We start from the raw sequence: 26,426 nt of genomic DNA on the forward strand, positions 1-26,426 counted from the left end.
CGGAATCCGGTCGCTCACATTGAACGTCGCTCTAAATTCCACGGCGGCCGTCGAAGGAGACCCAGCCATGCCGATAGAACAGCGCGGAGTCGACACCATCCCGGACGAGGAGCGGACCAGCGGTCCGCGCGACCTCGTCTCGATCCTGCTCGGCTCCAACCTCTGCCTCGGAGTGATCGTCTTCGGCTGGCTGCCGCCGTCCTTCGGGCTCGGCTGGTGGGCGTCGGTGAGCGCGATCGTGGCGGGCACGGTGATCGGCACGCTGTTCACGGCGCCGCTCGCGCTGGTCTCCCTGCGCACCGCGACCAACCTGTCCACCTCCTCCGGCGCCCAGTTCGGCGTCCGGGGCCGGCTGGTCGGCTCGGTCGTCGGCCTGCTGCTGGCCCTCGGGTACACCGCGCTGACCGTGTGGATCGGCGGGGACGTGATGATCGGCGTGCTCGGCCGGATGGCCGGCCTGCCCGCGGACGGGGTGTCCTACGCCGTGGTCTACGCGGTGCTCGCGGCGGCGACCGTCGCGGGCGCGGTCTACGGCTACCGGGTGCTGCTCGCCATGTCCCGCGTCCTCGCGATCGGCATGACGGCCCTGCTGGCCCTCGGGATCCTCGCCTACGCCCCGCACTTCACGACCGCGGCGCTGCCCGGCGCGGGCGGATATCTGCTGGGCTCGTTCTGGCCCACTTGGTTCCTCGCGACCGTGGCGGCGGGCCTGTCCGGTCCCATCGCCTTCATCACGCTCCTCGGCGACTACACCCGCTACATCTCGCCGTCCCGGCACTCCGGCCGCCGCGTCCTGCACGCCACCTGGCTGGGCCTGGTCCTCGGCCTGCTGGTCCCGCAGCTGTTCGGCACCTTCACGGCGTACGCGGCCCGCGCGGCCACCGAATACGCGGGTCCGCTGGTCAGCGCCTCGCCCGCCTGGTACCTGGTCCCGCTGCTGCTGTCCGCCTCCGCGGGCTCGGTCGGCAACGCCGGTCTGATGCTGTACTCCATGGGCCTCGACCTGGACGCCATCCTGCCGAGGGCCTCCCGCGCCCGCGCCACCTACACCGTCGCCGTCGTCGCCACGGCCTGCGTCTTCGCCGGGCACTACGCCTGGAACGCCCAGTCCGCGATGACGTCCTTCGTGCTGCTGCTCACCGCGATCGGCACCCCGTGGGCCGTCATCACCCTGATCGGCTTCGCCCGCTGCCGCGGGGTGTACGACGCCGACGCGCTGCAGGTCTTCAACCGCCGCTCCCGGGGCGGGATCTACTGGTACCGGGCGGGCTGGAACGCGCGGGCGGCCGTCTCCTGGGCGCTGGGCGCCGGGGTCGGTCTGCTGGCCGTGTCCCTGCCGTCGTACCAGGGCCCGCTGCTGCGGCTGACCGGCGGCGTGGACTGCAGCTTCCTGCTGTCGGGGGCGGTCGGGGGGCTGGTGTACCTGCTGCTGACCTCCGGTACCGAACGGCCGAGGGCCGCCACGGACGTCGACGAGTCCGAGGCGGCCCTGAGCATGTCCGGCGAGGCTTAACCGATCTTGTGCATCCACCCGTGCTTGTCCTCCAGCGTGCCCCGCTGGAGGTCGAGCAGGGCCTGGCGCAGACGGAGGGTCACCTCGCCCGGCTCCCCGCCGCTCTGCTTCCACTCGGCACCGGCCCGCTTCACCGTGCCGACCGGGGTGATCACGGCCGCGGTGCCGCAGGCGAAGACCTCGGTGAGGGTGCCGTTCTCGGAGTCGCGCTGCCACTGCCCGACCGAGACACGGCCCTCCTCGGACGTGTAGCCGAGGTCGCGGGCGACGGCCAGCAGGGAGTCACGGGTGACGCCCTCCAGGATGGAGCCGGTCAGCGCGGGCGTGATGATCTTGTCGCCGTACACGAAGTACAGGTTCATGCCGCCGAGTTCCTCGACCCACTGGTGCTCGACCGCGTCGAGATAGCAGACCTGGTCGCAGCCCTTGGCGGCGGCCTCGGCCTGGGCGAGCAGGGAGGCGGCGTAGTTGCCGCCGGTCTTGGCGTCGCCCATGCCGCCGGGGACAGCACGGACGCGGTCCTCGGAGACCCAGATCGACACCGGCTTGACGCCGCCCGGGAAGTACGCGCCGGCCGGGGAGGCGATCACGATGAACAGGTACTCGTTGGCCGGCTTGACGCCGAGGCCGACCTCCGTGGCGATCATGAACGGGCGCAGGTAGAGGGACTCCTCGCCGCCGTGCGCGGGCACCCAGTCCTTGTCCTGCTGGACCAGGACGTCACAGGCCTCGATGAACGTCTCGACCGGCAGCTCGGGCATGGCGAGGCGCTTGGCGGAGCGCTGGAAGCGCTTGGCGTTCTGGTCGGGGCGGAACAGGGCGACCGAGCCGTCGGGCTGGCGGTAGGCCTTCAGGCCCTCGAAGATCTCCTGGGCGTAGTGCAGGACGTTGGTCGCCGGGTCGAGGGGAATCGGCGCGTACGGAACGAGCTGGCCGTCGTGCCAGCCGCGGCCTTCCGTCCACTTGATCGTCACCATGTGGTCGGTGAAGCGGCGGCCGAACCCGGGGTTGGCCAGGATGGCCTCGCGCTCGGCGGCGGCGAGGGGACTGGCGGAGGGCTTGAGCTCGATCGTAGGCGTCGTCATGAGTGGTTGTCCTTCACCGGTTGTAGTGACCGGGCCGCGCTCACGCCCGTACCGGCTTCTCAGCCGGTGCTAGGACGTCCGAGCTTTCCCTCATACCGCGGCTCCGCGTTCGATTATCGCGCGGGGACTGCGGCGGACGGAATGGGGGTGAAAGCGGCCCGAGGGTTGATGGTGGCACCCGGCGGGGACATGCGAAAGCCGCCGGGTGGTCGTCCGACCCGGCGGCTTCTCTTGGTGGAGCGCCGGGTCAGCCGGCTACTCGCCCGGCGAGCGCGTCGCCGATCTGCGCCGTGCTGCGGGCGCCCAGCGTGGCGCGCTCGCTCAGGTCCGCGGTGACGGCCGCGTCGATGCGGTCGGCCTCGGCGTCGTAGCCGAGGTGGCGCAGCAGCAGGGCGACGGACAGGACCGTGGCGGTGGGGTCGGCCTTGCCCTGTCCGGCGATGTCCGGGGCCGAGCCGTGGACCGGCTCGAACATGGACGGGAACTCGCCACCGGGGTTGATGTTGCCGGAGGCGGCCACGCCGATGCCGCCGGAGACGGCCGCGGCGAGGTCGGTGATGATGTCGCCGAAGAGGTTGTCGGTGACGATGACGTCGAACCGGGCCGGGTCGGTGACCAGGTAGATGGTCGCCGCGTCGACGTGGATGTAGTCCGTGGTGACCTCGGGGAACTCCTCGGCCACCTTGTTGAAGATGTTCGTCCACAGGTGACCGGCGAAGGTCAGCACGTTGTTCTTGTGGACGAGCGTGAGCTTCTTGCGCGGGCGGGCCTGGGCCCGGGCGAAGGCGTCGCGGACCACGCGCTCGACACCGTAGGCCGTGTTGACGGAGACCTCGGTGGCGACCTCGTGCTCGGTGCCCTTGCGGATGGTGCCGCCGTTGCCGGTGTAGGGGCCCTCGGTGCCCTCGCGCACGACGACGAAGTCGATCTCCGGCTGACCGGCGAGCGGGGTCGGCACACCCGGGAGCAGCTTGCTCGGCCGCAGGTTGACGTGGTGGTCGAAGGCGAAGCGGAGCTTGAGCAGGAAGCCGCGCTCCAGGACGCCGGACGGCACCGACGGGTCGCCGATGGCGCCGAGCAGGATCGCGTCGTGCTGCTTGAGGGCGTCGAGGTCGGCGTCGGTGAGGGTCTCGCCGGTGGCGTGGTAGCGCCGGGCGCCGAAGTCGTACTCCTTGGTCTCCAGCTTCACATCCTGCGGGAGCACGGCGGAGAGGACCTTCAGACCCTCGGACACGACCTCCTGGCCGATGCCGTCACCGGGGATCACTGCGAGATTGAGGCTGCGAGACATGCGGGCACCCTACTCCTCGTCCCAGGTGATGACATGCGGTGTCCGCGATGCGGACACCGTGTCGGCGTTCTCAGTGGCCGGTCTCGCCGCCGTTGTCGCGGCGGTCGAGGGCGCGCTGGAGGGCGGCGGCGGCGTTCTTGCGGTCGGACTCGCTCGCGGGCGACACGTGGCGGACGCGGCGGCGGACGGTCGTCTCAGCCATGGGAATCGGCTCCTTCGGCAAACGCAAAGCACACAAAGGGATGTCGAGACGCCAAAGGGGCGGGGAGCGCGCGGCCGCAGGGGTTGCCTGCACGGGCCTGGCTCACGGCCGCCGTTCGCTGGATCGAGCGATGCGTTCGGCTCCTACAAAACTAAGCGAGCACCGCGCGGTTGTCTGCACAATTACTCGGACTTCCTACTATCTGAGACGCCGACTCGTGTCACACCGCCCTGAGCTGGGCTTTCGTGCATTCGGGGAGGGGCTGTCCGAGGGAGCGCAGGGTACGGATCAGGGCCCGTACGGCGGCGGTGGCGGCCAGTTCCGGGGTGGTGACGTAGCCGACGCGGCGGTACGGCCGTCCCGGCCCGAGGTCGGTGATCTCCACGGCGGACGGCGCCCCGGTGAGGGAGAGCGCGGGCATGATCGCCATGCCGAGTCCGCTGCCCACCATCGACAGCACGGCCCCGTCGTCCTCGGCGCTCACGGTCGCGGCCGGGATCCAGTCCTGGGCGGCCCACCACGAGCGGGTGTAGGACCCGCAGTTCTCCGCCCAGTCGACGAGCGGGAGGGCCCGCGGATCCCGGTGGCCCGCCGGATGCACCAGGGAGTACGGCTCCTGGAGCAGCTCCGCGCCGACCAGTCCGGCCGGCGGCGGCCCGTTCAGGGTGGCGATCCCGAGGTCGGCCCGCCCGGCGGCGACCTCGCCCGCGGTGCCGGCGCCCAGTTCCCGTACGACGGTGACGGTCACCTCGATGCCGGGGTGCCGCGCGGTGAGCCGCTCCAGGGCGGGCGGCAGCAGGTGCAGGGCGGCGCTGCGGAAGGCGGCGATCCGCAGCGGCCCGTGGACCTCGCCGCTGTCCGCGCCGCGCACGTCGGCCGCCAGCGCCTGGAGCATGCGCAGCACCCGCCGGGCGTGCGCCGCCGCCCGCTCCCCGGCGGGGGTCGGCCGGGCACCGAACCGGCCGCGTTCGAAGAGGACGACGCCCAGCTTGCGCTCGATGCCGCGCACGGCGTGCGAGACGGCGGACTGGGTGGTCCCGAGCCGGCCGGCCGCGGCCGAGAAACCGCCCTCGTCGGCCACGGCGACCAGGATCCTCAGCTCCTGCGGGGCAAGGTCGGCTGCTGTCACTCGGGGCTCCCGCCTGCGTGTATGAGACCGGTTCATGGACCGGCGCGTTCCATGAGCCCAACCCGCTGCCCGTACCCGGCATTCCTGCCTAGCGTCCCCTGCCATGACCGAGACCGCGCTCACCGTGCAGCAGACCGCCCGCCCCGCCGGCTTTCCCACCGCGGACCACTTCCGCTTCGCCGAGTCCCCCGTGCCCGAACCGGCGCCCGGTACGGCCCTGGTGGAGAACCTGCTGTGGTCCGTGGACCCGTACCACCGCGAAATGATGGACGCCGGCTTCGCGTTGAACGCCCCGCTGGAGGGCCGTGCCCTCGGGAAGGTCGTCGCCTCGCGCACGCCGGAGCTGCCCGAGGGCGAGATCGTCTTCCACCGGCAGGGCTGGCGCACGCACGCCGTGGTCCGCCCCGAGGAGGTACGGCGTCTTCCCCACCACCCGGGCGTGCCCCTGTCGGCCTACCTCAGCGTGCTGGGCGGCACGGGCCTGACGGCGTACATCGCCCTGACCCGGATCGCCCGGCTGCGCGCGGGCGAGGACGTCTTCGTGTCGGGTGCGGCGGGCGGGGTCGGCACGGCGGCCGGCCGCTTCGCCCGGCTGCTCGGCGCGGGCCGGGTGATCGGCAGCGCGGGCACCCCGGAGAAGGTCAAGTACCTTACGGAGCAGGTGCGTTACGACGCGGCGTTCGACTACCGCACGGCCCCGGTGGCCGATCTGCTCGCCGAAGCGGCCCCCACCGGCATCGACGTCTTCGTGGACAACGTCGGCGGCGACCACCTCGGCGCGGCGATCGGCGCGCTGCGCGAGCGGGGCCGGGTGGTGCGGGTGGGCACGATCAGCCAGTACAACACCCCGGACGCCCCGCCGGTCGTCTTCGACCACGCCGACGTCGTGGAGAAGAGCCTGCGCATCGAGGGCTTCCTGGTCAAGGACCACCGCGACGCGCAGGACGAGCTGTACGACTTCGCCGTACCGCATCTGCGCAGCGGGGAACTGGCGGCGGACGAGACGGTGATCGACGGCTTCGAGCGGATCGTGGAGGCGTTCTTGCTGATGCTGCGCGGCGGCAACACGGGCAAGATCCTGGTGCGGGCCGCCTGACGTGCCGTCAGTTCACCGCTGTGCCGTGGCCCACTGCCTGAGCGCCTTCCTGAAGCCCTCCGGGTCCTCCACCCACGGCAGGTGGCCGGCGTCCGGCAGGATCACCCGCCGGACGCGGGGCAGGGCCTCGGCGAGGGAGTCGACGGCGGTGCGGGGGCGGATGTCGCGGGCACCGTCGATGATCAGGACAGGGAGGTCGAGGGCGGTGCAGGCCGTGCGCAGTTCCGGCGTTCCCCAGGACCGCTTGCGCTCCTCGTTGAGCGTCTTGTTGCACGCGTAGTCGATCCCGAACCACGGCTCGGCCATGCGCCGCGCGGACTCCAGTGCCCCGTCCCGGTCCTCGAACTCGACCGACCACCGCAGCACCGCCAGTTCCCGCTCCTCGTCCCGCGACCGCCCCTGACGGTCAGTCAGTTCCTGCCACCGGGCGCGGCGTTCGGGGTGCTCGGCGAGCCGGTGGACCAGGTTCTCCTGGTAGGCGTCGTGCCAGTCGGCGTCCGGGCCGATGCCGGTGCCGGAGACGTAGACCAGGGCGCTCACCCGGTCCGGATGGGCGAGCGCGTAGCTCAACGCGAGCTGGGCGCCCCAGGAGTGGCCGAGCAGCGCCATGCGGCCGAGTCCGAAGTGCCGCCGTACGGCGTCGAGGTCGGCGACGAGGCGCTCGGTCGTAAAGGGCCCCCGGCACCGCTCGGAGCGGCCGCAGCCGCGCTGGTCCCAGCGGATCACCGGGCTGAGGTCCGCGAGCAGAGCGGCCACGTCGCCGAACATGTCCCACAGGCCCGGACCGCCGTGACACAGCACCAGCGGGTCGCCGTCCCCGCCCGACCGAGTGGCCCACAGGCGTATGCCGTCGTCCGCCGTCACCGTCATGGGATCAGTGTGACCGACGGGAACGACAGGGTCGACGGGCCCGGTGGCGGACATGGTGACGGGCCGGGAAGCCGGTTCGGACGGCAGGCTTCCCGGCCCGTGCTCGCGGGGGCTGGTCAGCCCATGTGCGGGTAGGTGTAGTCGGTCGGCGGGACCAGGGTCTCCTTGATGGCGCGGGTCAGGGTCCAGCGCAGGAGGTTCTGGGGGGCACCGGCCTTGTCGTTGGTGCCGGAGGAGCGGCCGCCGCCGAAGGGCTGCTGGCCGACGACGGCGCCGGTCGACTTGTCGTTGATGTAGAAGTTGCCGGCCGCGTAGCGGAGCTTGTCCATCGTGTACGCCGCCGCCGCGCGGTCGCCCGCGATGACCGAGCCCGTGAGGGCGTAGTCCGACACCGACTCCATCTGGGTCAGCATCTCGTCGTACTGGTCGTCCTCGTAGACGTAGACGCCGAGGAAGGGGCCGAAGTACTCCGTGCGGAAGACCTCGTTCTCCGGGTCGGTGGAGACGACGACCGTCGGGCGGACGAAGTAGCCGACCGAGTCGTCGTAGCTGCCGCCCGCGATGATCTCGCAGGTCGGGTCCGACTTCGCGCGGTCGATCGCGGCCTTGTTCTTGGCGAAGGCACGGTCGTCGATCACGGCGCCGATGAAGTTCGACAGGTCGGTGACGTCACCCATGGTGAGGCGGTCGACCTCGGCGGCGAACTCCTCCTTGAAGCCCGAGTTCCAGATGGAGGCCGGGATGTAGGCGCGGGAGGTGGCGGAGCACTTCTGGCCCTGGTACTCGAAGGCACCGCGGGTCAGGGCGGTCTTCAGGATGGCGCGGTCGGCGCTCGGGTGGGCGACCAGGAAGTCCTTGCCGCCGGTCTCGCCGACCAGACGCGGGTACGAACGGTACTTCTCGATGTTGTTGCCGACCGTCTTCCACAGGTACTGGAAGGTCTTGGTCGAACCCGTGAAGTGGATGCCGGCCAGGTCGCGGTGCTCGAGGGCGACCTGGGAGACCTCGATGCCGTCGCCGGTGACGAGGTTGATGACGCCCTTGGGCAGGCCCGCCTCCTCCAGCAGCTGCATGAGGAGCACGGCGGCGTGGGTCTGCGTCGGGGACGGCTTCCAGACGACGACGTTGCCCATGAGCGCGGGGGCCGTCGGCAGGTTGCCCGCGATGGCGCTGAAGTTGAACGGCGTGATCGCGTAGACGAAGCCCTCGAGCGGGCGGTGGTCGAGGCGGTTCCACACGCCCGGGGAGTTCGCCGGGGGCTGCTCGGCGAGGATCTGGCGGGCGTAGTGGACGTTGAAGCGCCAGAAGTCGACCAGCTCACAAGGGGTGTCGATCTCGGCCTGCTGGGCGGTCTTGGACTGGCCCAGCATGGTGGAGGCGGCGATCGTCTCGCGCCAGGGGCCGGCCAGCAGCTCGGCGGCGCGCAGGATGATCGCGGCGCGGTCGTCGAAGGACATCGCGCGCCAAGCCGGGGCGGCGGCCAGGGCGGCGTCGATGGCGTCCTTCGCGTCCTGCTGAGTGGCGTTGCGCAGGGTGCCGATGACGGCCTTGTGGTTGTGCGGCTGGACCACCTGGAACGGCTCGCCGCCGCCCATCCGCTTCTCGCCGCCGATGGTCATCGGCAGGTCGATCGGGTTCTCGGCCAGCTCCTTGAGCTTCGCCTCCAGCCGGGCGCGCTCGGGCGAGCCGGGGGCGTAGCCGTGCACCGGCTCGTTGACGGGGGCGGGGACCTGGGTCACAGCGTCCATGAGATCCTTGACTCCTTGATCGTGAGCGGGTGTTCGGGTTCAGCCCTTGGTGATCATGCTGCGCACGAAGAACTGCAGGTTCGCCGGCTTCTCCGCGAGACGGCGCATGAAGTAGCCGTACCAGTCGGTGCCGTAGGCGGTGTAGACGCGCATGCGGTGGCCCTCGGCGGCCAGCCGCAGGTGCTCGTCGCCGCGGATGCCGTACAGCATCTGGAACTCGTACTCGTCGAGCTTGCGGCCGGCCTTGTGGGCCAGCTCCTGGGCGATGGCGATCAAGCGCGGGTCGTGGGACCCGATCATCGGGTACCCGTCGCCCTCCATCAGGATGCGCAGGATGCGGACGTACGCCTTGTCTATCTCGTGCTTCTGCTGGTAGGCGACCTCGGCGGGCTCCTTGTAGGCGCCCTTGACCAGGCGGACGCGGCTGCCGGCGGCGGCGAGGCGGCGGGCGTCGGCCTCGGTGCGGAAGAGGTAGGCCTGGATGACGCAGCCGGTCTGCGGGAAGTCCCTGCGCAGCTCCTCGTGGATGGCGAACATCGAGTCGAGGGTGGTGTGGTCCTCGGCGTCCAGCGTCACGGTCGTACCGATCGCGGCGGCGGCCTCGACGACGGGCCGGACGTTGGCGAGCGCCAGCTCGTGGCCGCCGTCCAGCGCCTGGCCGAACATCGACAGCTTGACGGACATCTCGACGCGCTCGCCGAGTTCCAGGCCCTTGAGGTGCCCGATCAGCGCGAGGTAGGCGTCCCGGGCGGCGGCGGCCTGCTCCGGGGTGGTGATGTCCTCGCCGACGACGTCCATCGTCAGCTCCAGGCCCTTGCCCGTCAGGTCCTCGATGATCGGGACGATGTCGTCCACGGTCTCGCCCGGGATGAAGCGGTCGACGACCTGCTTGGTCACCGGGGCCGCCGAGATCAGGCGTCGCATCCGGTCGCTGCGCGACGCGGCGAGAATCACGGGACCCAGCACGGGGCACCTCCACAGACAAGCACCGAATAGGCCATCACCCGACGTTTCGGGTACGGCACGGAGAACCACCGTGAAACCTAAGGATCTCTCCGATCGTGGGCCATCGACAGCTGTCACGCATCCGTGCCCTGGATCTCAGACAGATGTATGAAGGCGGCCCGCAAATGAGGGAGAATGCCCGAGTGGCGGCGGATTTCAAAGGCTTCAAAGCCTTCAAGGGCGACTACCAGGAGCTCGTGGACGAGATCTCGGAGCTGCTGGGCGTCCCGGCGACGCTGGAGAGCCGCGACTTCGAGCTGATCGCCTTCGGCGCGTACGACAGCGACGACGAGCTGGATCCCTCCGCGCTGGACCCGGTGCGCACCCGCTCGATCCTGACCCGGCGCTCCACGGCTGCGGTCCGGTCCTGGTTCGAGGGCTTCGGCATCACCCGGGCGACCGGGCCGGTGCGGATCCCGCGGACCCCGGAGGCCGGGGTGAACCGGGGCCGTATCTGCCTGCCGGTACGCCACCGGGGTGTCGTCCTCGGCTATGTCTGGCTCCTGGACTACGACCCCGGCCCCACGGACGTGCAGCTGGCCGCGGCGATGGAGGTGGCCGGCCGGATCGGCGCGCTGCTCGCCGACGAGGCGGAGGCCGGGGCCGGGCTGAGCCGGGAGCTGCGGGCGGTGCTGACTGCCGAGCGCGGCTGGCAGCAGGACATGGCGGTGGCCGAACTCCGCACGGCCCTGGGCGCGCGCGCGGACGGCCCGCACACGGTGGTCTGCGTCGCCCCGTGGCCGTCCGCCGACCCGGACGAGGCCCCTTCGGTCCGTACGGTCCCGCACGCCACGGCCCTGTGCACGGTGCCGTGGGGAGCGACGGGCCAGAGTCTGGCGGCCCTGGTACGGCTCCGGACGACGGACGTGGCGACACCGGCGCTCACGGCGGCTTCCCGGCTGCTGAAGGAGGCGGAAGGGGGCCGGGGAGTTCACGCCGCCGGTGTCGGCGAGCCCCGGCTCGGGCTCGTGGAGCTGGGGACGGTGTGGCAGGAGGCTGTCGCCGCCGCGCGCGCCGCGCTGGCCGAGCCGCGGTTCGGGCCGGTCGCCGAATGGTCGCGCATCGGGCCGTACCGGCTGCTGACCGCGCTGCCCCCGGAGGCCGCCCACGACCCGGTGCTGGGCCCGCTCCTCTCCCCCGCCCACCAGGAGCTGGCCCGCACGGCCGAGGTCTATCTCGACTGCGCGGGCCAGGCCGGCCGTGCGGCGGCTGCGCTGGGCATCCACCGGCAGACCCTGTATTACCGCCTGTCCCGCGTGGAACAGCTGACGGGCCTCGACCTGGACGACGGCGAGGACCGCCTGCTGCTGCACATGGCACTGAAGAGGGCGCGACTGTGAGGGCGGAGGCCGGCAAGACCGTACGGGCCCGGCCGGGCGCCCCCGAACCCGTCAGGCAGTCGCCGGTCCCGCCCCCTCGATGATCTGCCGGAGCCCCTCGGTGAGCGCGTCCCCGTCGGGCGCGGTCCTGGCGTCGAACGTCCACTGCGCGATGAGCCCGGTCATCAGCGTCATGTAGAAGCGGCCGAGGGTGTCGGCCGTCTCGTCGGAGACCTCCTCCTCCGGCACCCCCTGGAGGGCGGCCACGAGTCCGCGCCCGCCCTCGCGCTGCGCAAGGGACAGATGCTCGCGCACCTCGGGCATGTCGATGGTCATGACCTCCATGCTGAGCCGCCACATCGAGTCCGGCTCCCGCATAGTGGCGACGATGTTCGACCACACCCACCGGAACCGCTCCAGCGAGCCGGGCGCGCCCTCGACGGCGACGCCGTCGCCCCCGTCGAAGGCGCCGGACATGTTCTCCACCAACGCGATGTAGGCCTGCGCGAGGAGCGCGTCCTTCGAGCCGTAGTGGTAGCCGATCGAGGCCAGGTTGGTCCCCGAGGCCTTGACGATGTCGCGCGCGGTGGTGCGCGCGAAGCCCTTCTCCAGCAGGCAGCGCTTGGCGCCCTCGAGCAGATCCTCACGGTGTCCCATGCCCGTCACCCTATCCCGCGATCCATACAGACGTCCTAGACGCATGACTTATACAAGCGTTCTAGACAAGCGTTTAAGACGCGCGTACATTTCTCGGCATGCCGAACCTGACGAGCACGACCACGGGTACGACCACGAGCACGAGTACGACCACCACCCGCGCCGGACGCCGCGAGTGGACCGCTCTCGGCGTGCTGATGCTGCCGCTGCTGCTGGTCTCGATGGACGTCTCCGTCCTGTACTTCGCGACCCCCGCGATCAGCGCGGACCTGCACCCGAGTGGCACCCAGCAGCTGTGGATCTTCGACATCTACGGCTTCGTCCTGGCCGGCCTGCTGATGACGATGGGCTCGCTCGGCGACCGCATCGGCCGCCGCAGGCTGCTCCTCATGGGCGCCGCCGCCTTCGGCGGCGCCTCGCTCCTCGCGGCCTACGCGAACAGCGCCGGGACCCTGATCGCGGCCCGCGCCGTCCTCGGCATCGGCGGCGCGACCCTGATGCCGTCCACGATGGCGCTGCTGCGCACGATGTTCACCGACCCCGGCCAGCGGGCGAAGGCGATCGGGCTGTGGTCCGGCGTGATGACCGGCGGGATCGCGCTCGGCTCGGTGATGAGCGGCATCCTCGTCGAGCACTTCTGGTGGGGCTCGGTCTTCCTGGTCAACCTGCCCGCGATGGCGCTGCTGCTGGTCCTCGGCCCGGTGCTGCTGCCGGAGTCGAAGGACCCGAACCCGGGCCGCTTCGACTGGCCGAGCGTCCCGCTGTCGATGGCCGCCGTGCTCCCCGTGATCTACGGCCTGAAGGAGATCCCGTCCGAGGGCTGGCACCCGCTGTACGTCGTCTCGATCACCGTCGGCCTGGTCTTCGCCGCCCTGTTCGTCCACCGGCAGCGCACCAGCCCCTCCCCGCTGATCCCGCCGGCCCTGCTGAGGGGCCACGGCTTCACCCCGGCGCTGGTGCTGAACCTCGTCGCCGCGCTCGCCATGATGGGCTCGGCCATCTTCACCACGCAGTACCTGCAGTCGGTCCTCGGCAAGAGCCCGCTGTCGGCCGCCCTGTGGAGCCTGCTGCCCTCGGTGTTCATCGGGTTCGCCGGTCCGGTCACCGCACAGCTGGTCCAGCGGGGCGTCCACCGGGGTCACGTCGTCGCCGGCGGCTTCGTGGCCATGGCGGCCGGTTTCTCGATGCTCGCCCTCCTCGGCACCGACTCGCTGTGGCTGGCGCTGGCCGGGGCCGGTGTCCTCGCCTGCGGGATGGTCGCGATCTCGTCCCAGCTGGTGGACCTGGCCATGAGCAGCGCCCCGGTGGAGCGGGCGGGCACGGCCTCCTCGCTGCTGGAGACCGGCACCGAGTTCGGCGGCGCGCTCGGCATGGCGGTGCTCGGCTCCATCGGTACGGCGGTCTACCGCCACGAGATGCCGTCCACCGCCCCGGCCGGGGCGCGCCAGACCCTGGGCGACGCCCTCGCCACGGCCGCCCATCTGCCCGGGCCGGCCGGTGAGTCCCTCCTCGCCACCGCCCGCGAGGCGTTCACCAGCGGGTTCCGGGGCGCGGCGATCGCCGGGGCGGTGATCCTGGTGCTGGCTGCGGTGGGGGCGGTGCTGGGGCTGCGGAGGATCGAGGCCGGCGAGAAGTAGGGAAACAGGAAACGCCGGACGGGCTGACGAAAGTCAGCCCGTCCGGCGTTTCCGGAGGACGAGTCTCAGACCAGGTTCACCGAGCGGGCGGACGCGGCGCCGATCTCGGAGGCGACCTCGGCCAGCACGGCAGCGGCCACCGTGTCGTCGACGGTCAGCACGGCCAGCGCCTCGCCGCCCACCCCTGCGCGAGCGACCTGCATACCGGCGATGTTGATGCCCGCCTCGCCGAGGATGCGGCCGACGGTGCCGACGACACCGGGACGGTCCTCGTAGCGCAGCACGACCATGTGGTCGGCGAGCGCGAGGTCGACGTCGTAGTCGCCGACCGCGACGATCTTCTGGAGGTGCTTCGGGCCGGCCAGCGTGCCGGAGACCGAGACCTCCTCGCCGCCCGCGAGGGTGCCGCGCACGGTGACGACGTTGCGGTGCTCGCTCGACTCGGAGCTGGTGGTCAGCCGGACCTCGACACCGCGCTCCTGCGCGAACAGCGGGGCGTTGACGTACGACACGGTCTCGGCGACGACGTCCTCGAAGACGCCCTTGAGCGCGGACAGCTCCAGCACCTTCACGTCGTGCTGGGTGATCTCGCCGTACACCTCGACGTCGAGGCGGTGCGCGACCTCGCCGGCGAGCGCGGTGAAGATGCGGCCGAGGCGCTCGGCGAGCGGCAGACCGGGCTTGACGTCCTCGGCGATGACACCGCCCTGGACGTTGACCGCGTCCGGGACCAGCTCACCGGCGAGGGCGAGACGCACGGACTTCGCGACGGCGATGCCGGCCTTCTCCTGGGCCTCGTCGGTGGAGGCGCCCAGGTGCGGGGTGCACACGACCTGGTCCAGCTCGAACAGCGGGGAGTCCGTGCAGGGCTCCTGCGCGTAGACGTCGAGGCCCGCGCCGGCGACCCGGCCCTCCTTCAGCGCCGCGTACAGCGCCTCCTCGTCCACGATGCCGCCACGCGCGGCGTTGACGATGCGCACGTTCGGCTTGACCTTGCGCAGCGCCTCCTCGCCGATCAGGCCGAGGGTCTCGGGGGTCTTGGGCAGGTGGACGGTGATGAAGTCGGAGACCTCCAGCAGCTCGTCCAGGGAGAGGACCTTGACGCCCATCTGCGCGGCCCGGGCAGGCTGGACGTAGGGGTCGTAGGCGACGACCTTCATCCCGAAGGCGGACATGCGCTGGGCGACCAGCGCGCCGATACGGCCGAGGCCCACGACGCCGAGGGTCTTCTCGGCCAGCTCGACGCCCGTGTACTTGCTGCGCTTCCACTCGCCGTTCTTGAGCGCGGCGTTGGCCTGCGGGATGTTGCGGGCGGTGGCGAGGAGCAGACCGCAGGCCAGCTCGGCGGCGGTCACGATGTTGGAGGTCGGGGCGTTGACGACCATCACGCCGGCCTTGGTGGCGGCGGAGACGTCGACGTTGTCCAGGCCGACGCCGGCGCGCGCGACGACCTTGAGCTTCTTCGCCGCGGCGATGGCCTCGGCGTCGACCTTGGTGGCGGAACGGATCAGGATCGCGTCGACGTCGGCGATGGCCGGCAGCAGCTGGGCGCGGTCGGCTCCATTGGCGTGCCGGATCTCGAAGTCCGGGCCGAGCGCGTCCACGGTCGCGGGCGACAGCTCTTCAGCGATGAGTACGACAGGTTTCGGGCTCACGTGAGGTCCTCACTAGTCCAATGCATGCGGACGGCCGTCCCGACGGCCGCAGGCTCAGGAGGGGGGCTAGCCGCGGAAGACGCACGACGCTGTGGGCCTGACGCGTGTTGTGCAGCAGTGTAGTGGCGCCGCTGAGGTCGTCCTGCGCCTCTGCGGAAGGATCACCCGTCCGGTGCTGGACGGGCTGGACAACAGATGGACGACGGGGGCCGGAGCATCCTGCCCCGGCCCCCTGACGTGGGGCTTACGCCTCCTCGTTCACCCAGCTCATCAGCTTGCGCAGCTGCTTGCCGGTGGTCTCCAGCAGGTGCTCGGAGTCCTGCTGCTTGTACTCGTTGTACTTCTTCAGACCGCCGTGGTACTCGTCCATCCAGTTCTGGGCGAAGGAGCCGTCCTGGATCTCGGCGAGGACCTTCTTCATCTCGGCCTTGGTGGCGTCGGTGATGATGCGCGGGCCGGTGACGTAGTCGCCCCACTCGGCGGTCTCGGAGATGGACCAGCGCATCTTCTCCAGGCCGCCCTCGTACATGAGGTCCACGATCAGCTTCAGCTCGTGCAGGCACTCGAAGTAGGCGATCTCCGGCTGGTAGCCGGCCTCGGTCAGGGTCTCGAAGCCCGCCTTGACCAGCGCGGCCGTACCACCGCACAGGACGGCCTGCTCGCCGAAGAGGTCGGTCTCGGTCTCCTCGGTGAAGGTCGTCTTGATGACGCCGGCCCGGGTGCCGCCGATGCCCTTGGCGTACGACAGGGCCAGCGCGAAGGCGCTTCCGGAGGCGTCCTGCTCGACGGCGGCGATGCACGGAACGCCGCGGCCCTCCTCGTACTGACGGCGGACCAGGTGGCCCGGGCCCTTCGGGGCGACCATGCAGACGTCCACGCCGGCCGGGGGCTTGATGAAGCCGAAGCGGATGTTGAAGCCGTGGCCGAAGAACAGGGCGTCGCCGTCCTTGAGGTTGTCCTTGATGGACTCCTCGTAGACCTGGGCCTGGAGCGGGTCCGGGACCAGGATCATGATGACGTCGGCCTCGGCGGCGGCCTCCGAGGGGGTCACCACGCGCAGGCCCTGCTCCTCGGCCTTCGCCTTGGACTTGGAGCCCTCGTGCAGACCGACGCGGACGTCGACACCGGAGTCGCGCAGCGACAGCGCGTGGGCGTGGCCCTGGCTGCCGTAGCCGATGACCGCGACCTTGCGGCCCTGGATGATGGACAGGTCGGCGTCAGCGTCGTAGAACAGCTCGGCCACTTTGGGTTCTCTCCTTGGTGTGCAGGTTGTGCGTCCCACCGTATGCCGGTGAGGGGAAGGGAAGTCTGCGGGTCTCGGGATACGGGCGGACGGCCAGGCGCCGACCGCCCGTTTCCAGCCTTACGCGGATCGGTCCAGGGCGCGCAGCGAGCGGTCCGTGATCGAACGGGCGCCGCGGCCGATCGCGATCGTGCCGGACTGGACCAGCTCCTTGATGCCGAACGGCTCCAGCATCTTGAGCATGGCGGACAGCTTCTCGCTGGATCCGGTGGCCTCGATGGTCACGGCCTCCGGGGAGACGTCCACGGTCTTGGCGCGGAACAGCTGGACGATCTCCACGATCTGGGAGCGGGTCTCGTTGTCGGCGCGCACCTTCACCAGAACGAGTTCGCGCTGAACGGCCTGACCGGGTTCCAGTTCGACGATCTTCAGCACGTTGACGAGCTTGTTGAGCTGCTTGGTGACCTGCTCCAGCGGCAGGTCCTCGACGCCCACCACGATGGTGATGCGGGAGATGTCGGGGTGCTCGGTGACGCCGACCGCGAGCGAGTCGATGTTGAAGCCGCGGCGCGAGAACAGGGCGGCGATCCGGGCCAGGATGCCCGGCGTGTTCTCCACCAGGACGGAGAGCGTGTGCTTGGACATGATCTTTTTACGTCTCTCTCGCTCAGTCGTCTTCGTTGTCGCCGAAGTCGGGGCGGACGTCCCGGGCGGCCATGATCTCGTCGTTGGAGGTGCCGGCGGCGACCATCGGCCAGACCATCGCGTCCTCGTGGACGATGAAGTCGATGACGACCGGGCGGTCGTTGATGGAGTTCGCCTCCTCGATGACCTTGTCCAGGTCCTCCGGGCGCTCGCAGCGCAGGCCCACGCAGCCCATCGCCTCGGAGAGCTTCACGAAGTCCGGCACGCGGGTGCCCTTCGCCTCCGGGTTGATGTCCTCCGGACCGCTGTGCAGCACGGTGTTGGAGTAGCGCTGGTTGTAGAAGAGGGTCTGCCACTGGCGGACCATGCCGAGGGCGCCGTTGTTGATGATGGCGACCTTGATCGGGATGTTGTTCAGCGCGCAGGTGGTCAGTTCCTGGTTGGTCATCTGGAAGCAGCCGTCGCCGTCGATCGCCCAGACGGTCCGCTCCGGCTGTCCGGCCTTGGCGCCCATCGCGGCCGGGACCGCGTAGCCCATGGTTCCGGCGCCGCCGGAGTTGAGCCAGGTGGCGGGCTTCTCGTACTGGATGAAGTGCGCGGACCACATCTGGTGCTGGCCGACGCCCGCGGCGAAGATCGTGCCCTCGGGCGCGAGCTGCCCGACGCGCTCGATGACCTGCTGCGGGGACAGGGAGCCGTCCTCGGGCTGGTCGTAGCCGAGCGGGTAGGTCTCGCGCCAGCGGTTCAGGTCGCTCCACCAGGCGGTGTAGTCGCCCTGGTGACCCTCGCTGTGCTCCTTCTGCACGGCCTGGACCAGGTCGGCGATGACCTCGCGGGCGTCACCGACGATCGGCACGTCGGCGGCGCGGTTCTTGCCGATCTCGGCGGGGTCGATGTCGGCGTGGACGATCTTGGCGTACGGGGCGAAGCTGTCCAGCTTGCCGGTGACGCGGTCGTCGAAGCGGGCTCCGAGGGCGACGATCAGGTCGGCCTTCTGCAGCGCGGTGACGGCGGTGACCGCACCGTGCATGCCCGGCATTCCCACGTGCAGCGGGTGGCTGTCGGGGAACGCGCCGAGCGCCATCAGGGTGGTGGTGACGGGCGCTCCGGTGAGTTCGGCGAGGACTCTCAGCTCGGCGGTGGCCTGCGCCTTGATGACGCCGCCGCCGACGTAGAGGACGGGCCGCCGGGCGGCGGTGATCAGCTTGGCGGCCTCGCGGATCTGCTTGGCGTGCGGCTTGGTCACCGGGCGGTAGCCGGGCAGGTCCATGGTGGGCGGCCAGGAGAAGGTGGTCTTCGCCTGGAGGGCGTCCTTGGCGATGTCGACCAGGACCGGGCCCGGGCGGCCGGTGGAGGCGATGTGGAACGCCTGCGCGATGACCCGCGGGATGTCCTCGGCCTTGGTGACGAGGAAGTTGTGCTTGGTGATCGGCATGGTGATGCCGACGATGTCCGCCTCCTGGAAGGCGTCCGTGCCGATCGACTTGGAGGCGACCTGGCCGGTGATCGCGACCAGCGGGACGGAGTCCATGTGGGCGTCGGCGATGGGCGTGACCAGGTTGGTGGCGCCGGGACCGGAGGTGGCCATGCAGACGCCGACCTTGCCGGTGGCCTGCGCGTAACCGGTGGCCGCGTGGCCGGCGCCCTGCTCGTGGCGGACCAGGACGTGGCGCACCCGAGTCGAGTCCATCAGCGGGTCGTACGCCGGCAGGATCGCGCCGCCGGGAATGCCGAATACCGTGTCCGCGCCGACCTCCTCGAGGGAGCGGATGAGGGACTGCGCACCCGTCACGTGCTCGACGGGGGCGGACTGCTGTCCTCCGGATCGGGGCCGCGGCTGCGGATGGGCCCCGGTGGCCTGCTCGGTCATCGGCATTCTCTTCTCGATGCTGAGGGTTTTTGCGAGGTTTGTACGGAGTTCACGAGCTGCACGATCGGTGCTCGTGCAACAAAAAACCCCTCGTGCCAAAAGGCAAGCGAGGGGAGCGCGCCGGTGAGGTCGCTGGGGATTCCGGATCGTCCTCCGGTGGGTCCCAGCTCAGCCGACGCGCTGTCCAAGTACGAGAATTCGGGTGCGCATGGAACTGACCCTCTCCCTGGCGCACACCACGTGTCAAGTGAGTGGGACGCGAGTCTCAGAATGTGAGCGAAGGGCACGGCCGCCTCCGAAGACAGCGGGAACACCCTCTGTGTACACCCCCGCGCCCCTCACCACTACTCACACACCACTACTCGCTCACCTCCGTGGCGCACCTGCTCGCGTACCTCCGTGGCGCACCGGTCGGTGCCGGGGCCACGACCGCGCTCAGCCCTTCGGGCCGCAGCGCGGCCGCGCTCTCGACGCCGACCCGCCCCTGCGGCTCGCGCGCGGTGCCCGCGAAGACCGGCGCCGCCGCGGCGTGCGGCACCGGATAGTGGCCGGATCCGAGCGCCCGGCGCAGCCGGTACTCGTCCACGGGCCCGGCGAACGCCATGCCCTGCCCATGGGTGCAGCCCATCGCGCGCAGCGCGGCGACCTGCTCCGGGAGGTCCACGCCCTCGGCCACGGACTGCAGACCGAGATCGCCGGCGATGCGCAGCAGACCGCTGGTGATCTTGTGCAGCCGCGCGGACTCCACGACGCCCTCGACCAGGCTGCGGTCGAGCTTCAGGATGTCGACCGGGAGCCTCCTGAGGGCCGTGATGGCCGCGTAGCCGCTGCCGAAGCCGTCCAGCGCGATCCGCACCCCGAGCCGGCTGAGCGCGGTCAGGCGCCGCTCCAGCTCGTCCAGGGAGATCCGCGGATCGGTGTCGGACAGCTCGACGACCAGCGCGCCGGGCGGCAGCCCGTGCCGGGTCAGCAGCGCCTCCACCGAGCCGAGCGGCATCGAGCGGTCCAGCAGCCGCCGGGCGCCCATCCGGACGGCCACCGGCATGACGAGACCGGTCGCGGCCCGCTCGGCCGCCTGCTCGACGGCCTCCTGGAGGATCCAGCGGTCCAGCTCGGCGGTCTTGTCGCTGTCCTCGGTCACCCGCAGGAACTCGGCCGGGGTGAACAGCACCCCCTGTGAGGAGCGCCAGCGCGCCTGTGCGGAGACCGCCGTGATCCGGCCGCTGTCCAGGCACACCACCGGCTGGTGCAGCAGCGCGAACTCGCCGTCGTGCAGCGCGGCACGCAGCCGTGTGGCCAGCTCCGCCTTGCGTACGACGTCCTGCTGCATCTGCGGCTTGTACAGCTCGACCCGGCCCTTGCCGGCCGACTTCGCCCGGTACATCGCGAGGTCGGCGTTGCGCAGCAACTCGCCCGCGCCGAGGCCCGGTTCGGCGAAGGCGACGCCGATGGAGGCGTTGACCCGGACATCGTTGCCGTCGATGGCGTAGGGCTGGGAGAGGGTCACCCTGAGGCGGTCGGCGAGCTCCAGGATGTTCCGCTCCCGGGCGGCACGGTCGCGGGTGCCGTCCCCGACGATCAGGGCCGCGAACTCGTCGCCGCCCAGCCGGGAGGCGGTGTCCCCGTGCCGGACCGCGTCCTGGAGTCTGCGGGCGGCCTGGACGAGCAGTTCGTCCCCGGCCTGGTGCCCGATCGTGTCGTTGACGGCCTTGAAGCCGTCCAGGTCGATGAAGAGCACCGCCGTGTTGCGCAGGGCGGCGCCCCGGTCCGTGGCGCGGCGGCCGGACAGGGCCTGCTGGACGCGCCGGGTGAACAGCGCGCGGTTGGGCAGGTCGGTCAGCGGGTCGTGCTCGGCGTTGTGCTGCAGCTGTGCCTGCAGGCGCACCCGTTCGGTCACGTCCCGGCTGTTGAAGATCAGTCCGCCGTGGTGGCGGTTGACGGTCGACTCGACGTTGAGCCAGCCGTCGTCGCCGGAGCGGAAGCGACACTCGATACGGGTGGTGGGCTCCTCCAGCGGACTGGCGACGAGGAAGCGCCGTACCTCGTGCACCACGCAGCCCAGGTCCTCCGGGTGGATGAGGGCGGACAGCTCGGTGCCCACCAGTTCCTCGGCGGGCCGGCCGTAGACCCCGGCGGCGGCCGGGGAGACGTACCGGAGCATGCCGTTGGGCGCGGCGATCATGATGACGTCGCTGGAGCCCTGGACCAGGGAGCGGAAGTGGTTCTCCTTCTGCGCCAGCTCCTGGGTGAGGGTGATGTTGTCCAGCAGCATGATGCCCTGCCGGATCACGAGCGCGAGCACGACCGCGCCCGCCGTGATCAGCACGACGTGGTCGGGCCTGCGGCCGTTGAGGACGTTGTACAGGATGCCCAGGGTGCACACGGCGGCGGCGAGGTAGGGAGTGAGCGCGGCGAGGGATCCGGTGAGCGGGCGGCCCGCCGGGTAGCGGCCGTGGTCGCCGCCCGGGGCGGGCGCGGGCGCCGGGTGGTGGCCCGTGCCGCGCTGTCCGGGCAGGTGCTCGTGGACCACGCGGGTGTGTCCGTCCGGTGCGTGCCCCTCCGGCGCGCCCTTGCCGCGCGGCGCGGCCCAGGGGGCGTAGGCGAGCAGCAGCGAACCGGCGAACCAGCCCGCGTCCAGCAGCTGCCCGGAGCGGTAACTGCTGTGCAGCAGCGGCGAGGTGAACAGCGCGTCGCACATCACGGTCAGCGCGAGCGCGCCGATCGCCGTGTTCACCGCGGTGCGGTTGCCCGGGGCGCGGCGGAAGTGCAGCGCCAGCACCATGCTGACGAGCGCGATGTCGAGCAGCGGGTACGCCAGTGACAGCGCGGTGTGCGCCACGCTCGGCCCGTCGAAACGGGCCGCCTGGGCGAGCGCCAGGCTCCACGACAGCGTCAGCAGCGAGCCGCCGATCAGCCAGGCGTCCAGCCCCAGACAGATCCAGCCGGCCTTGTTCACCGGCCGCTTGGCCAGCACCAGCAGGCCCACGATGGCGGGCGGCGCGAAGCACAGGAAGAACAGGTCGGCGTAGCTGGGCGTGGGCACGGGACGGCCGAGGACGACCTCGTACCACCCCCAGACCGCGTTGCCGAGGGACGCCATCATCGACGACAGGGCGAACAGCAGCCAGGCCGAGCGGAAGCGGACGCGCGGACTGCGGGCGTACAGGAAGCAGGAGACGGCGGCGGTGCCCGCCGCCGCGGCCAGCCCGAAGTCGCCCATGATCAACGCCACTTCGTTCGCACCCCAGTCGAACGCGGCCCCGACGGCGTAGGCCGCGCAGACCAGGGCGAGGACGAGTCGCTCCGTCCCGCGCGAGCACTCGCCGACGGCCGGCCGGCGGGGCGGCGGTGCCTGCTGCGGATGCGGTGCGCGCACCGCTTCTTCCAGCACGGTCGTCGCGGAGAGCGGCGCAGTCACCGGGGCCTCCCGGTCCGCGCCGCTCCCCGGTCCTGCCGGTCCCGGTGCGCTGGGTGCGCGTGCCTCCTGCGGCCGCTGTGCTTGCGCTGGTGATGGCTGTGGTGGCCGGTGTGGTGACCGCGTCTGCGCGCGGCCGTGCACCAGGGTCGCCGTCGGCGGCTCCGCCGCGTCGGATCGTTCGTCCATAGGCCGTGCATCGCCCGTCGCCCCCCTCACAAAATCTGAAATGTCCATCCCCGGCGCCGAATCAGTCAGCGGCGCAGCCCCTGTCGGGACGATACACCAGGATCGTCACTCAGGGACATAGCTTCTCTACGCTCCGTGACGACCAGCGGGGATGCGAGTACGGGCCGCGTCCGAGGGGTTGCGGAGGGTGCCGGACAGGGTCCTTCCGCCCGGGTGGAGCCGGGAGGGGGAGGGTCAGTGCCCGCCCGCTCCCTGTGTGTCCGCGCCCGTCGTAAGGATCACGTTCCGCAGCGGCTCCCGGTTCACGAACCGGGTCAACTGGTCGACGAGGAGCCGCTTGGCGCGGGGCAGGAAAGCCGAGGAAGGGCCGCCCACATGCGGGCTGATCAGCACTCCGGGCGCCTGCCACAGGGGATGGTCCGACGGCAGCGGCTCGGGGTCGGTGACGTCCAGGGCGGCGGTGATCCGGCCGCTGTTGAGCTCGGCGAGGAGCGCCTTGGTGTCCACGACGGACCCGCGGGCGACGTTCACGAGCAGCGCGCCGTCCTTCATCCGCGCGAGGAACCCGGCGTCGACGAGATGGTGTGTGGCCTCAGTGAGAGGAGTGCAGACGATGACGACGTCCGCTTCCGGAAGCAGTGAGAGCACATCGGCGATCGGTTGCACAAGACCGCGCGCCGTGGTGCGCCTGGAGCGCGCAATGCGCGCCACCCGCGCGACCTCGAAGGGCACAAGCCGGTCCTCGATGGCGGCGCCGATCGAGCCGTAACCGACGATGAGGACGTTCCTGTCGGCGAGCGAGGGGTGGAACCCGCTCTCCCAGCGCCCCTGTTGCTGGGCGCGGACGAAGCCGGGGACGCCGCGCAGGCAGGCGAGGGTCAGGGTGAGGGCGAGTTCGGCGGTGCTCGCCTCGTGCACACCGCGCGCGTTGCACAGCGCGACGCCCGGCACGATGGAATCGAGCCGGGCGGTGATGTCGTCGACACCCGCCGTGAGCGTCTGGACGACCCGCACGTGGGTCAGCTGCTCCAGCGGGCGCACCTTGACCGCCCACCGCTTCATGTACGGCACCACGTACACGGCGCAGTTCGCGGGATCGCCGGGAAACTCCTGCTCACCGTCGGCCCCGCCGTCCCAGAACAGGTAGCGGGGTCCCGCGGGAAGGCCCTCGATCTCCTTCGGCGGGATGGGAAGCCACACGTCCGTAGTCATGGCATGGAGGCTATGTCAGGGGCGTTCGGGCACAGAGGTTAGGTTGGGGAGCCGGAGAGGGAGGTTCACGAGCAGGTGGAGCGCAGGACGATCGGCGCGGGGGCACTCGCGGTGGGGGCCGTCGGACTCGGATGCATGCCGATGAGCTGGGCGTACAGCGCCTCGCGGCGGCGGGGCGAGGAGTCACTGAGAACCGTGCACCGGGCACTGGACCTGGGCACGAGCCTCCTGGACACGGCGGACATGTACGGCCCGTTCACCAACGAGCTGCTGCTCGGCCGGGTGCTCAGGGAGCGGCGCCGGGACGCCTTCGTGTCGACGAAGGTGGGGCTGCTGGTGGGCGAGCAGCACATCGTGGCCAACGGCCGCCCGGGTTATGTGAAGCGGGCCTGTGACGCCTCGCTGCGCCGCCTGCAGACCGATGTCATCGACCTCTACCAGCTGCACCGCGCCGACCCCGAGGTCCCGGTCGAGGAGACGTGGGGCGCCATGGCGGAACTGGTGCGGGCGGGCAAGGTACGGGCGCTGGGGCTGTGCGCGGTCGGCGCGCGCGGCGGCCGGCGCACGAACGCCGGGCTGCACGACGGCACCCTGCGCCAGTTGCAGCGGGTGCAGCAGGTGTTCCCGGTGGCCGCGGTGGAGGCGGAGCTGTCGGTGTGGTCACCGGAGGCGCTTCAGGGGCTGCTGCCGTGGTGCGAGGCGCGGGGCGTGGGGTTCCTCGCGGCGATGCCGCTGGGCAACGGCTTCCTGACCGGCACGCTGACGCCCGGTGAGGGTTTCGAGCCGGACGACCTGCGCGCCCGCCACCCCCGTTTCACGGCCGAGATGATGGCGGCCAACCAGCCGATCGTCGCGGGCCTGCGCCGTATCGCACGCCGCCACGGCGAGGACGTCACCCCGGCCCAGGTGGCCCTCGCCTGGGTGCTCGCCCAGGGCCGCCATGTGATCGCCGTACCGGGCACGAAGCGGGAACACTGGGCCGCCCAGAACGCGGCGGCGGCCGGTCTGCGCCTGACGGAGCAGGACGTGGCGGAGATGTCCCGCCTGCCCCGCGCCCAGGGCTCGTGGGACTGAGGGCCTGTACACGCTGCCGGGGGGCTCAGGGTCCCGGGGCGGGGGCCGACGGCCGGGAGGCCCGGGCGGGACGTGGGTGTGAGAGGTTGAGGGGGCCGGTCACGCTGCCGTCCGAAGGGATCTTCATCGTGCAACGTCGCGCTGTGACAGCCGTGTTGGCCGCCGCGCTGCTGCTGGCGGCCGGCTGTTCCTCGGGCGGGGACGGCTCCCCGGGCGGGCGGCTCCCGCTCGGCGGCGGGCTCACCCGCTCGAGCGGCGCCACCCCCTCCGGACGGGCCGCCGACCCGGTGCCGCCCGCCAGGGGCTCGGTGAAGGTGCTGCGCACGGTGGCCGAGGGGCTGAAGACACCCTGGGGGCTGGCCCCGCTGCCGGACGGCGCCCTGCTGGTCTCCTCCCGCGACGACGGGACGATCACCCGGATCGACGAGGAGACCGGCCGGAAGACCGAGCTGGGCACGGTCTCCGGGGTCTCGCCGGCCCGCGAGGGCGGCCTGCTGGGCATCGCCCTCTCCCCCGGCTACGCCTCGGACCACATGATCTACGCCTACTTCACCTCCGCGTCGGACAACCGCATCGTCCGCGTGCTCTACGACGAGCGCAAGCCGCCCGGTGAGCAACTGGGCGCTCCGGACACGGTGTTCAGGGGCATTCCCAAGGGCGCCGTCCACAATGGCGGCCGTATCGCCTTCGGCCCGGACGGGATGCTGTACGCGGGCACCGGCGAGAGCGGAGAGCGGGGTCTCGCCCAGGACAGTAAGTCTCTCGGCGGCAAGATCCTGCGGCTGACCCCCGACGGCGATCCGGCGCCGGGCAATCCCTTCCCCGGCTCACCGGTGTACTCGTACGGCCACCGGAATGTGCAGGGCCTGGCCTGGGACGGCCGACAGCGGCTGTTCGCCTCGGAGTTCGGGCAGGACACCTGGGACGAGCTGAACGCGATCAAGCCCGGCGGCGACTACGGCTGGCCGGCCGCCGAGGGCAGGTCCTCCGACGCCGCCTTCCAGAACCCGCTCGCCCAGTGGCACACCGACGACGCCTCCCCCAGCGGCATCGCGTACGTCGACGGCGTGATCTGGACGGCGGGCCTGAAGGGCCGGCGTCTGTGGCGCGTCCCGCTCAGGGGCACGGAGGCCGCCGCGGCCCCGCAGGCCTTCCTCACCGGCCGGTACGGCCGCCTGCGCACGGTCGTCGCGGCAGGCGGCGACAGGCTCTGGCTGGTGACGAGCAACACCGACGGCCGGGGCCGGCCCGCGAAGGGGGACGACCGGGTGCTGGAACTCCAGGTGCGGTGACGGCTGCTGCTAGGCACCGTCCGCGCTGTCCGCTTGCGGGGTCTCCGCTTGCGGGGTCTCCGCTTCCGCGGGCGGCGCCTTGGGCAGGCGTACGACGACCCTTCCCGAAGTCAGGTCTATCGGCCCCCGGCCGGGGTCGGTGTCTCCGACGTCCTCCCGGGTCAGTTCCAGACGGTTCTCCTCGTCGTGGGTGTGCTTGCGGCTGGGCGCGAACAGTTCCTCGAAGGCGTTGAACACGGCTTCTCCCCCGCTTCCTCCCCCTGGCCCGTTTCCTCCACC

General features: G+C 71.2%; 21 protein-coding genes. 6 read left to right on the forward strand and 15 right to left on the reverse strand.

What is annotated here, in order from left to right; genetic code table 11:
• The first annotated feature begins 67 nt into the window (after positions 1-67).
• Positions 68-1,513 carry a cytosine permease gene (locus tag A6P39_RS14375; protein ID WP_067040556.1) on the forward strand — a complete coding sequence of 482 codons (1,446 nt, stop codon included), beginning with the start codon at positions 68-70 and terminating at the stop codon, positions 1,511-1,513.
• On the opposite strand, the gene A6P39_RS14380 is transcribed toward A6P39_RS14375, so the two are convergent.
• The 4 genes from A6P39_RS14380 to A6P39_RS14395 all read right to left on the reverse strand — a co-directional run bounded on the left by A6P39_RS14380 (position 1,510) and on the right by A6P39_RS14395 (position 5,220).
• Positions 1,510-2,598 carry a branched-chain amino acid aminotransferase gene (locus A6P39_RS14380; protein ID WP_067040560.1) on the reverse strand — a complete coding sequence of 363 codons (1,089 nt, stop codon included), beginning with the start codon at positions 2,596-2,598 and terminating at the stop codon, positions 1,510-1,512. The genes A6P39_RS14375 and A6P39_RS14380 overlap by 4 nt on opposite strands.
• A 247-nt stretch (positions 2,599-2,845) precedes the next feature.
• Positions 2,846-3,889 carry a 3-isopropylmalate dehydrogenase gene (locus A6P39_RS14385; protein ID WP_067040561.1) on the reverse strand — a complete coding sequence of 348 codons (1,044 nt, stop codon included), beginning with the start codon at positions 3,887-3,889 and terminating at the stop codon, positions 2,846-2,848.
• A 70-nt stretch (positions 3,890-3,959) separates the two neighbouring features.
• Positions 3,960-4,091: a hypothetical protein gene (locus A6P39_RS14390; RefSeq protein WP_107304243.1), complete on the reverse strand. Its 132-nt coding sequence runs from the start codon at positions 4,089-4,091 to the stop codon at positions 3,960-3,962.
• Positions 4,092-4,311: 220 nt separating this feature from the next.
• On the reverse strand, positions 4,312-5,220 hold the full coding sequence (locus A6P39_RS14395) for a LysR family transcriptional regulator (protein WP_067040566.1): 909 nt from the start codon (positions 5,218-5,220) through the stop codon (positions 4,312-4,314).
• A 103-nt stretch (positions 5,221-5,323) separates the two neighbouring features.
• Between A6P39_RS14395 and A6P39_RS14400 the strand changes: the two genes are divergently transcribed.
• A complete protein-coding gene (locus tag A6P39_RS14400) occupies positions 5,324-6,316 on the forward strand; it encodes an MDR family NADP-dependent oxidoreductase (protein WP_067040568.1) in 993 nt (330 codons plus the stop codon).
• Positions 6,317-6,328: 12 nt separating this feature from the next.
• Here the strand turns inward: A6P39_RS14400 and A6P39_RS14405 are convergent, their stop codons facing one another.
• The 3 genes from A6P39_RS14405 to A6P39_RS14415 form a co-directional block, all read right to left on the reverse strand.
• Positions 6,329-7,186 (reverse strand): alpha/beta fold hydrolase, encoded by an 858-nt coding sequence (locus tag A6P39_RS14405; RefSeq protein ID WP_067040569.1) that lies wholly within the window; start codon positions 7,184-7,186, stop codon positions 6,329-6,331.
• Positions 7,187-7,302: 116 nt separating this feature from the next.
• Entirely contained in the window at positions 7,303-8,934 is a 1,632-nt protein-coding gene (pruA, locus tag A6P39_RS14410) for an L-glutamate gamma-semialdehyde dehydrogenase (RefSeq protein WP_067040572.1), read from the reverse strand.
• Between the two features lie 39 nt (positions 8,935-8,973).
• The gene (locus A6P39_RS14415) at positions 8,974-9,900 is read right to left on the reverse strand and encodes a proline dehydrogenase family protein (protein ID WP_067040574.1); all 927 of its coding nucleotides are present in this window, start codon (positions 9,898-9,900) and stop codon (positions 8,974-8,976) included.
• 164 nt (positions 9,901-10,064) lie between these two features.
• On the opposite strand from A6P39_RS14415, the gene A6P39_RS14420 reads away from it, so the two are divergent.
• A complete protein-coding gene (locus A6P39_RS14420) occupies positions 10,065-11,279 on the forward strand; it encodes a PucR family transcriptional regulator (protein WP_107304244.1) in 1,215 nt (404 codons plus the stop codon).
• A gap of 51 nt (positions 11,280-11,330) precedes the next feature.
• Here the strand turns inward: A6P39_RS14420 and A6P39_RS14425 are convergent, their stop codons facing one another.
• A complete protein-coding gene (locus A6P39_RS14425) occupies positions 11,331-11,915 on the reverse strand; it encodes a TetR/AcrR family transcriptional regulator (protein WP_067040578.1) in 585 nt (194 codons plus the stop codon).
• Positions 11,916-12,013: 98 nt separating this feature from the next.
• On the opposite strand from A6P39_RS14425, the gene A6P39_RS14430 reads away from it, so the two are divergent.
• Complete coding sequence (locus A6P39_RS14430) at positions 12,014-13,552, forward strand: MFS transporter (RefSeq protein WP_067040585.1); 1,539 nt, start codon at positions 12,014-12,016, stop codon at positions 13,550-13,552.
• 65 nt (positions 13,553-13,617) lie between these two features.
• On the opposite strand, the gene serA is transcribed toward A6P39_RS14430, so the two are convergent.
• From serA to A6P39_RS14460, 6 genes are all read right to left on the reverse strand, one after another.
• Positions 13,618-15,207: a phosphoglycerate dehydrogenase gene (serA, locus tag A6P39_RS14435; protein WP_067040587.1), complete on the reverse strand. Its 1,590-nt coding sequence runs from the start codon at positions 15,205-15,207 to the stop codon at positions 13,618-13,620.
• Positions 15,208-15,451: 244 nt separating this feature from the next.
• Positions 15,452-16,450: a ketol-acid reductoisomerase gene (gene ilvC / locus A6P39_RS14440; protein WP_067040589.1), complete on the reverse strand. Its 999-nt coding sequence runs from the start codon at positions 16,448-16,450 to the stop codon at positions 15,452-15,454.
• Positions 16,451-16,570: 120 nt separating this feature from the next.
• Entirely contained in the window at positions 16,571-17,095 is a 525-nt protein-coding gene (gene ilvN, locus A6P39_RS14445) for an acetolactate synthase small subunit (protein ID WP_055708145.1), read from the reverse strand.
• Positions 17,096-17,117: 22 nt separating this feature from the next.
• Positions 17,118-18,965 carry an acetolactate synthase large subunit gene (locus A6P39_RS14450; protein WP_199840699.1) on the reverse strand — a complete coding sequence of 616 codons (1,848 nt, stop codon included), beginning with the start codon at positions 18,963-18,965 and terminating at the stop codon, positions 17,118-17,120.
• A 358-nt stretch (positions 18,966-19,323) separates the two neighbouring features.
• Positions 19,324-22,383, reverse strand: coding sequence for a putative bifunctional diguanylate cyclase/phosphodiesterase (locus tag A6P39_RS14455; protein WP_067040593.1), 3,060 nt, complete (start codon positions 22,381-22,383; stop codon positions 19,324-19,326).
• A 420-nt stretch (positions 22,384-22,803) separates the two neighbouring features.
• Positions 22,804-23,781 carry a 2-hydroxyacid dehydrogenase gene (locus A6P39_RS14460; RefSeq protein WP_199840700.1) on the reverse strand — a complete coding sequence of 326 codons (978 nt, stop codon included), beginning with the start codon at positions 23,779-23,781 and terminating at the stop codon, positions 22,804-22,806.
• 75 nt (positions 23,782-23,856) lie between these two features.
• On the opposite strand from A6P39_RS14460, the gene A6P39_RS14465 reads away from it, so the two are divergent.
• Complete coding sequence (locus A6P39_RS14465) at positions 23,857-24,855, forward strand: aldo/keto reductase (RefSeq protein WP_067040597.1); 999 nt, start codon at positions 23,857-23,859, stop codon at positions 24,853-24,855.
• 143 nt (positions 24,856-24,998) lie between these two features.
• Positions 24,999-26,147: a PQQ-dependent sugar dehydrogenase gene (locus A6P39_RS14470; RefSeq protein ID WP_067040599.1), complete on the forward strand. Its 1,149-nt coding sequence runs from the start codon at positions 24,999-25,001 to the stop codon at positions 26,145-26,147.
• A 9-nt stretch (positions 26,148-26,156) separates the two neighbouring features.
• On the opposite strand, the gene A6P39_RS14475 is transcribed toward A6P39_RS14470, so the two are convergent.
• Entirely contained in the window at positions 26,157-26,384 is a 228-nt protein-coding gene (locus A6P39_RS14475) for a DUF6191 domain-containing protein (protein WP_067040601.1), read from the reverse strand.
• Positions 26,385-26,426: the final 42 nt, after the last annotated feature.

This window comes from Streptomyces sp. FXJ1.172 (assembly GCF_001636945.3).
Lineage (GTDB): Bacteria > Actinomycetota > Actinomycetes > Streptomycetales > Streptomycetaceae > Streptomyces.

Excerpts from the sequence above, each read along its gene's own strand:
- A6P39_RS14375 (WP_067040556.1), top strand. The coding sequence starts at position 68 with ATGCCGATAGAACAGCGCGGAGTCGACACCATCCCGGACGAGGAGCGG.
- A6P39_RS14380 (WP_067040560.1), bottom strand. The coding sequence starts at position 2,598 with ATGACGACGCCTACGATCGAGCTCAAGCCCTCCGCCAGTCCCCTCGCC.
- A6P39_RS14385 (WP_067040561.1), bottom strand. The coding sequence starts at position 3,889 with ATGTCTCGCAGCCTCAATCTCGCAGTGATCCCCGGTGACGGCATCGGC.
- A6P39_RS14390 (WP_107304243.1), bottom strand. The coding sequence starts at position 4,091 with ATGGCTGAGACGACCGTCCGCCGCCGCGTCCGCCACGTGTCGCCCGCG.
- A6P39_RS14400 (WP_067040568.1), top strand. The coding sequence starts at position 5,324 with ATGACCGAGACCGCGCTCACCGTGCAGCAGACCGCCCGCCCCGCCGGC.
- A6P39_RS14405 (WP_067040569.1), bottom strand. The coding sequence starts at position 7,186 with ATGACGGTGACGGCGGACGACGGCATACGCCTGTGGGCCACTCGGTCG.
- pruA (WP_067040572.1), bottom strand. The coding sequence starts at position 8,934 with ATGGACGCTGTGACCCAGGTCCCCGCCCCCGTCAACGAGCCGGTGCAC.
- A6P39_RS14420 (WP_107304244.1), top strand. The coding sequence starts at position 10,065 with ATGAGGGAGAATGCCCGAGTGGCGGCGGATTTCAAAGGCTTCAAAGCC.
- A6P39_RS14425 (WP_067040578.1), bottom strand. The coding sequence starts at position 11,915 with ATGGGACACCGTGAGGATCTGCTCGAGGGCGCCAAGCGCTGCCTGCTG.
- A6P39_RS14430 (WP_067040585.1), top strand. The coding sequence starts at position 12,014 with ATGCCGAACCTGACGAGCACGACCACGGGTACGACCACGAGCACGAGT.
- ilvN (WP_055708145.1), bottom strand. The coding sequence starts at position 17,095 with ATGTCCAAGCACACGCTCTCCGTCCTGGTGGAGAACACGCCGGGCATC.
- A6P39_RS14450 (WP_199840699.1), bottom strand. The coding sequence starts at position 18,965 with ATGACCGAGCAGGCCACCGGGGCCCATCCGCAGCCGCGGCCCCGATCC.
- A6P39_RS14460 (WP_199840700.1), bottom strand. The coding sequence starts at position 23,781 with ATGACTACGGACGTGTGGCTTCCCATCCCGCCGAAGGAGATCGAGGGC.